5 protein-coding genes and 1 tRNA gene are annotated in these 7,455 nt (G+C 43.0%); all 6 read left to right on the top strand.

Annotation, left to right across the window (positions count from 1 at the left end; genetic code table 11):
• The first annotated feature begins 5 nt into the window (after window positions 1-5).
• Window positions 6-76, top strand: a tRNA-Trp gene (locus PCH02S_RS04610).
• 724 nt (window positions 77-800) lie between these two features.
• Entirely contained in the window at window positions 801-2,342 is a 1,542-nt protein-coding gene (locus PCH02S_RS04605; RefSeq protein ID WP_164819441.1) for a response regulator transcription factor, read from the top strand.
• A 23-nt stretch (window positions 2,343-2,365) separates the two neighbouring features.
• Window positions 2,366-4,132, top strand: a complete 1,767-nt coding sequence (locus PCH02S_RS04600) for a cache domain-containing sensor histidine kinase (RefSeq protein WP_127450498.1) — start codon at window positions 2,366-2,368, stop codon at window positions 4,130-4,132.
• 198 nt (window positions 4,133-4,330) lie between these two features.
• Window positions 4,331-5,644: an extracellular solute-binding protein gene (locus tag PCH02S_RS04595; RefSeq protein WP_127450497.1), complete on the top strand. Its 1,314-nt coding sequence runs from the start codon at window positions 4,331-4,333 to the stop codon at window positions 5,642-5,644.
• A 117-nt stretch (window positions 5,645-5,761) separates the two neighbouring features.
• Window positions 5,762-6,625, top strand: a complete 864-nt coding sequence (locus PCH02S_RS04590; protein WP_174806730.1) for a carbohydrate ABC transporter permease — start codon at window positions 5,762-5,764, stop codon at window positions 6,623-6,625.
• A complete protein-coding gene (locus PCH02S_RS04585; protein ID WP_127450493.1) occupies window positions 6,625-7,449 on the top strand; it encodes a carbohydrate ABC transporter permease in 825 nt (274 codons plus the stop codon). Before PCH02S_RS04590 ends, PCH02S_RS04585 begins: the two co-directional genes overlap by 1 nt.
• Window positions 7,450-7,455: the final 6 nt, after the last annotated feature.

Here is a 7,455-nt window from a genome sequence, read left to right as displayed (position 1 = left end):
GTTATAGGGGCATAGTTTAAAGGTAGAACAAAGGTCTCCAAAACCTTTGGTGTGGGTTCAATTCCTGCTGCCCCTGTCCGGAAAGAAGTTACGATCAATCAGATAAACATCCAAGAGCTGCCATATCAGCTCTTTTTGACATGGAATTTATATGTTTTGGGTTCTGGGGTAAGCAATACTGTGCTATCGCTTGAGCGGATTCTCCGCGGAGAGGAAGTACAGGGCTCTATTTCATCGAAATAGGTTTTTTTCGCGCGGAGGGGGAACTGTGGTCCTCTATTTGTCCGTTTTTTTAGATAAAATGGGGTAAGAAAAGTAAATAAGGCCCTGTAGTTCCGTTGAACGCGGAAATGGGCTGAATTTGCTAGAATAACGGCCTGTAGTTCCTCAAAGGTATATCGAGATGGCCAAAGTAACTCTAGTTGAGGTTGGACCCTCACGCCAAGTGTCTTCGTAATGCGCGCCTAAATGTTCTCCACCCCCAAAAAATTCGCTCCTACTGGTATTTTAACAAACTAAATTAACCTCCAACGTTTTCTCCCCCGCAGGGGGAACTACAGGGCGCTATTTCATCGAAATAAGCCCTTTTTAGTTCACTCAACAAACGCGCTCATCCTAATAGAATGACGAAGTCGGTTATCCGTATATTCCATTTTTCAAAAAAGGTTGGTATCCTAGTATTTCATGCTGTAAGCATAACGCTCGTCAGGAGCCATAAATTCATTTATAATCGTGCAAGATATCGCACAAAATACGTCGTACTAGTGGTAGATGATGTAAATCTGGATAAGGAGTCTGTTATGACGATTTATTGCAAGGTTCTGATTGTTGATGATGAGATGTTGGTGCGCCAAGGCATCCGGCATCTTTTGGATTGGGAAAGCGAAGGGTTTCAAATTGTCGGTGAAGCCTCCAATGGCAAAGAAGCGCTAGAGATGGTTCATTTGTACCAACCGAACATTGTGTTGACCGATATCGTCATGCCGGTGATGGATGGCGAGGAGTTGACGAGAATCGTCAAGGGCCTGTACCCGGAGATGGAAATCGTGGTGCTCAGCAGCTTCGGAGAATTCGAGTATGTGCGTTCTACGTTTCAAAGCGGTGTCGCCGACTATATGTTAAAGCCCAAATTGGACGCGGTATCCATGCTAGCTGTTCTGAAAAAAACGGCAGAACGGATTCCTGCTTTTCAACATTCGGAGTGGAAAAGTGAGAAAAAGCAGTCAGTCGATTACATCCTGGACAAGCTGATTTCGGGTTATTCCGTTGATTATAACAAAAATGAATTAAGTGCGATCGTTCCGTATTCCAGTTTTGTCTTACTCTCGGTGGTTCAGGATAAATCCGTGTCCCTGACGCGAAATGAGGAATGGTTAGAAGCGGCCCTGAAAGCGATCATTCAAAATAGGGATAGACCCGTCGCTACACGCCGCCTTTCGCATCAAGATGGCTATATTCGCTACCTGCTGAATCTGGACAACTCCGCACAAGAGGACGCCGTACAGATCGCCCAGCAGCTGCTTGAAGCCGGTGATAAAGGGCATATGTCCATCGTCGTGGCGCTCAGCCATGTTTTTGAGCAGCTATCTGAGCTGCACGATATTTATACCAATGACATGCTGAAAGTGTTGGATCACCGCTTTTTTCTACCGGATCGCAGACTTCTCATTGTCAATGAATTGGAGAAGCAGGCGGAGAAAGGCGCTCCTTTTGATATGGAGGCGTTCACGGCAGAATTGAATCATCAAGAGTTCGATCTGGCTTTTGGGCGTCTAAGTACATACACTCACTCGATGAATGGCAGACTGGATACCGACATGTTTGAGTTTAAATCTTTTTTGGACCACAGCCTGTTTAATATTATTGTTACGCTAAAGCATTTTCACTATGAGGCAAGTTCGTTGGATGAAGGCAAATACGAGTATTTTCGCGCGATTCATGAGGCTGAGCATATTGGCGAAGTTATTCTTTTGCTAGAAAAGTTTTTGAATGAGGCTGTATCATGCGTCAGCGATAATCGGACGGGATCTCCGGGTATTCAGAAAATTTTATTGTATATGGATAAACATTTTTCACAGCCACTGACATTAACTGAGGTCGCCAAACACTTCCACTTCAATCCTTCCTACTTGTCCAATTACTTCACGGTTCATAATAAAGAAGGTTTTAATGAATATTTGAACCGGATTCGGATAGATAAAGCCTGTACGCTGCTGCGCGAAAACCCTAATCTCTCCATTTCAGAAATAAGCAATCTCGTCGGATACTCCGATCACAGCTACTTTACGAAGGTGTTCCGTAAGCTGATGGGAATTTCCCCAAGTCACTATCGCAAAAAATAAGAACGAAGGGACTACGAACCATAATGGGAGCATGGGCAAAAAAAATAACCGATCAAAGTCTGTTTACTAAAATGTTTATTGTGATGGTCGTAAGCATTATTTCCGTCACGATTCTGACCTCTTGGGTATCGGTTCAAATGTCGCAGAAGCTATTCGTCCAAACGTTCAGTATTACCAATTCCAAAATTATCAACCAGATCAAAACGGGATTAGACGCCATTCATTATTCCAATATAAATATTGCCATTAGTGTCGCGCAAAGCGGTGCGATTAGAAGCTTTCTAACGGAAGGGGATACGGATTCGTTAACGAATTTCAAAACGAATTTCAGCATGAGTGATCAGATGAAGCGAATTCAGTCCGGGATTGGGGCCAAAAATATTGGCATTAGCGTCCTGGGCATGAATGGCAGGAGCTACGTGAGCGACGTCACCTACTGGTCCGGTTCCTCGAAGGAGCTCCAGAATAGCCCGCTAACACAAGAGACATGGAAGCAGCCGGGCAGGATATTATACAGCTTCATGAGGGCGGGAACATGGGGCTCCAATGAAGATCGGATTGTTGCCACCAAAGCGCTGCTTTCTTCAGAAAGCAAAGAAGGTTACGGATCGCTCTACATGATGATTAGAGAAAGTGATTTTAAGAAAATCTATGCGAGCTTCACGAGTCAAGGCAACGATGTCATGATTTTGGATCAAAATGGTTTAATTGTCTCTAGCAACAGAGAGGACTCCATCGGAACGATATCCGAGGAACTCTTGTCGAGCGCCAAGCAAGCCCAGCAATCTCAAGCGACAAGTCAAGAAATGACTTTGTTTAATCATGACGTCATCGTTTTGGCGGATTATTTACCTATGTATGATTTCTATCTCGTCAATGTGATTGATAAGCAAATGACACTGGGCCAGATGCTCAACAGGAAGGCCTTATTTATGATTGGCGCCGGTATCGTATTGACGGCTGTGCTTGTTGTCTATTTTATCACTCGGAGAGTAACGCGATCTTTAAGAACGCTTGTCATGAAGATGTCGAACATCACCAAAAAGAATTTTCTCAACTACATGGCGGTGACCGGTTCGTATGAAACAAGAGAGCTCAGCAATGCTTACAACTATATGCTTGATGAGCTGAACGATTATATAATCCAGCTGGTGGAGACACAGGAGGAGCAGCGGAAGGCCGAGTTAGCTGCGCTGCAGCAGCAAATTAACCCGCATTTTCTCTATAATACGCTGACTTCCGTTAATATTCTGGTTCAACAAGGGAGTAAAGAAAAGGCCACGGACACGATTCATGCCCTGATTTCTCTGCTGCAAAATACGATTAGTAATGTGAAAGACACGATATCTGTTGAGCAGGAACTTTTGAATTTAAAACATTATGTCTTCATCAATCAAGTGCGCTATGGAAATGGCATCAAGGTGGATTATTTCGTTTCTCCAGACTGTCTGAAGTCGCAAGTGCCTAAATTAATGCTCCAGCCATTTATTGAAAATGCTTTTTTTCATGCTTTTAATAAAAAAACGACGGGGTATATTTATGTCATCATCACGAAAGAAGGGGATACGCTGCACTGTGAAATCGTGGATAACGGCGATGGCATGGACCTTGCGGAAGCGAAAAGCGAGCAGCGTACTTCAACGAGCGCGAGACAGCTTTTTACAGGGATTGGCATCCGCAACGTGCATGATCGCATCCTGCTTTTATACGGAGATAAATATGGAGTTTCCATTACGAGCACGCTTGGACAAGGAACAAAAATTGCCATTAGTCTTCCCTGGCGAACTTAGCAAGTCCCCCCATGTATAGAAATCTAAAGAAAGTACAAATTATAAATAAAGTACCAAAAGGGTCATTATGATAGCGGATACAATACACAAGAATTTCGCTAATTATGACAAATTTTTTTCTAACAGAAGGGATTTCCGAGATGCTATTCTTTTAAAAGAAAGCATTTTCAAAAAATCAAAACTACACGGGGGGCGCACATGAAAAAGAAAGTTTCAACCATCTTATTGGCTAGTTTTTTGCTGTTGTCTGCATGCTCAAGCAAAGCACCAGACACGACTGGAACAGCGACAGGGACTCCAACTGGAACAGACAAGGGAGCAGCGAAGGAAATTACGGTCTGGGCCTGGGATAAGAATTTCAACATTGCAGCGATGAAGCTGGCACAAGAGGCTTATGCCAAAGATCATCCTGACGTGAAAATAAACATTGTTGAATACGCGCAAGATGATATTATTCAAAAGTTGAACACAGGCTTGAACTCTGGAACAACGACCGGTCTACCGAATGTTGTACTGATTGAAGATTATCGTGCACAAAGCTTTTTGAAAACGTATCCTGATTCCTTTCAAGATTTGTCGGCATCCATCAAAGCATCCGATTTCGCAGATTACAAAATCGGTCCAACAAGCTTAAATGGCAAACAATATGGCCTTCCATTTGATTCCGGTGTGACAGGTTTATATGTTCGCTCTGATTATTTACAACAAGCAGGCTATAAACTGGATGATTTGAAGGATATTAACTGGCAGCAATTGATTGAAATCGGTAAAGCGGTCAAAGCTAAAACAGGTAAGGATTTGTTATCGCAAGATCCGAATGACCTTGGATTAATCCGTATGATGATTCAATCCGCAGGCGCTTGGTATCTGAAAAGCGACGGATCTACACCGGACCTGAAAGATAACGCAGCTTTGAAAGATGCTTTTGCTACATACAAAGAATTGATGTCCGCTAACATCGTTAAGATCACGTCAGATTGGAATTCCTTCCTGGCAGCTTTCAACAGCGGCAGTGTAGCGAGTGTACCGACAGGTAACTGGATTACGCCTTCGATTAAGTCGCAAGCTGACCAATCCGGCAAATGGGCGGTTGTACCTTTTCCTAAGTTGAAAAATACACCAAGTTCTGTTCATGCATCAAACCTTGGAGGCAGCTCATGGTATGTATTGAACAATCCTGGTAAAGAAGCGGCAGCTGAATTCCTTGGCAAAACACTCGGTTCCGACGTGAACCTGTATCAGAAGTTAGTGACAGACGTTGGTGTTATCGGTACGTACAAACCGGCAGCACAAGGTGATGCTTACACGAAACCGGATGATTTCTTCGGAGGTCAAAAAGTCATTTCCGATTTCGCAACGTGGACGACGCAAATTCCTAAAGTAAACTATGGCATGCATACGTATGCGATTGAAGATATTCTGAAAGTAGAAATGCAGAACTACCTGAAAGGCACGGATATCAATAAAGTGCTAAGTGATGCTCAGTCTCAAGCGGAGTCTCAAATTAAGTAAGTTTTTCCAATTAACCTAAGGGCGCTGACCCCCGAATTGCATGATGGTGCAAGCGGGGGACAGCGTTTCGATTTTTAAATGCAATATAGGAAGGATCTGGATAAATTGAACTACTCGATGAGTAACCGTGTAAGACTGACAGGTTGGGTGTTTATCGGTATAGCGGTATTGATGATTTGTTTGTTTTACTTCTATCCCATGATTCAGGCGCTGCTGCTGTCGTTTAAAACCGGCGCAGGGGCTAATCTGCATTTCAATGGCGTCAGCAACTATAAGCGTCTGTTGAGTGATAAAACGTTTTTCACAGCCGTAAAAAATACGTTTCTATATCTAATCATTCAGGTACCGATTATGATCGTTCTCGCGATGATGATTTCCGTTTTATTGAACGATAGCAAACTTCGTTTCAAAGGATTTTTCCGTACAGCGATTTTCTTGCCTTGTGTTACCTCGCTTGTTGCCTACTCCGTCGTATTCAAATACTTATTTGGCAATGATGGACTCATCAACTTGGCTTTAGTGAAAATGCACTTGATTGCACAACCGATTCAATGGATTTCCGATCCCTTCTGGGCGAAAATTACGATTATCATTGCCATTACATGGCGCTGGACAGGATACAACATGATTTTCTTCCTTTCCTCTTTGCAAAATATCGATAATTCGATTTATGAAGCAGCACGCATCGACGGAGCCTCTCCGTTCAAACAGTTTTTCTTTATTACGTTCCCAATGTTAAAACCAATTGTTCTTTTTACGTCGATTACATCTACGATCGGAACCCTGCAATTGTTCGACGAGATCATGAATATTACGAAGGGTGGCCCAGGTAATGCAACCCTCTCCATATCGCAGTATATTTACAATCTTTCCTTCAAGTACACACCTGATTTTGGCTATGCGGCGACAGTTTCCTATTCGGTTGTAGCTATGATCATTGTGTTATCTGTCCTTCAAATCAAATTGGCAGGTGATAAATAATGAGAGTTCTCAATCGCACAATTGTCTATGTCTTCCTTATTGTCGTAGCCGTGATTTCGATTTTTCCATTTCTATGGATGATCGTTAGTTCAACGAATCTTTCTGTGGATGTCACGCAGGGAAGAATGCTGCCAGGTACGCATTTTGTCTCTAACTTTAACAAACTGGTTGATTCCATCAATCTCCTTCCTGCCCTGTGGAATTCCCTTAAAATTTCTTTATCGACCACGATATTGGCACTGCTCGTTGCTTCGCTCGCTGGATATGCCTTTGAAGTGTACCGGAGTAAAGCGAAGGACGTCGTGTTTAACTTGCTGCTTGTCTCCATGATGATTCCGTTCGCAGCATTGATGGTTCCGCTTTACCAAATGTTCTCCAGCTTGTCGAAGACGGTTCCTTTTCTCGGGATCAACACGATGAATGCCGTCGTTCTTCCAACCTTTACAACGGCTTTTCTTATTTTCTTCTTTCGCCAAAGCACAAAAATGTTTCCGAGAGAGCTATTGGAAGCAGGACGCATGGATGGGTTAACGGAATTAGGTCTGTTTTTCCGAATTTATATGCCAACGATGAAAACGACATATTCAGCAGCAGCTATTATTACGTTCATGTCCAGTTGGAACAATTACTTGTGGCCGCTTATCGTGCTGCAAACACCGGAGAAACGAACAATTCCTTTATTGATTTCAAATTTAGGATCTAGTTACGCACCGGATTTCGGGGTCATTATGACTGCCATTGTCATATCTACAATACCCACAGCGCTCGTGTTTTTCCTTATGCAAAAACAATTTGTTGCAGGTATGGTTGGTTCAGTAAAATAGGAGCTG

The sequence above is a fragment of the Paenibacillus chondroitinus NBRC 15376 genome, assembly GCF_004000765.1.
GTDB lineage: Bacteria > Bacillota > Bacilli > Paenibacillales > NBRC-103111 > Paenibacillus_E > Paenibacillus_E chondroitinus.
Note: the sequence above shows the minus strand (reverse complement) of the source record. Positions and strands in the feature narration are given on the sequence as shown.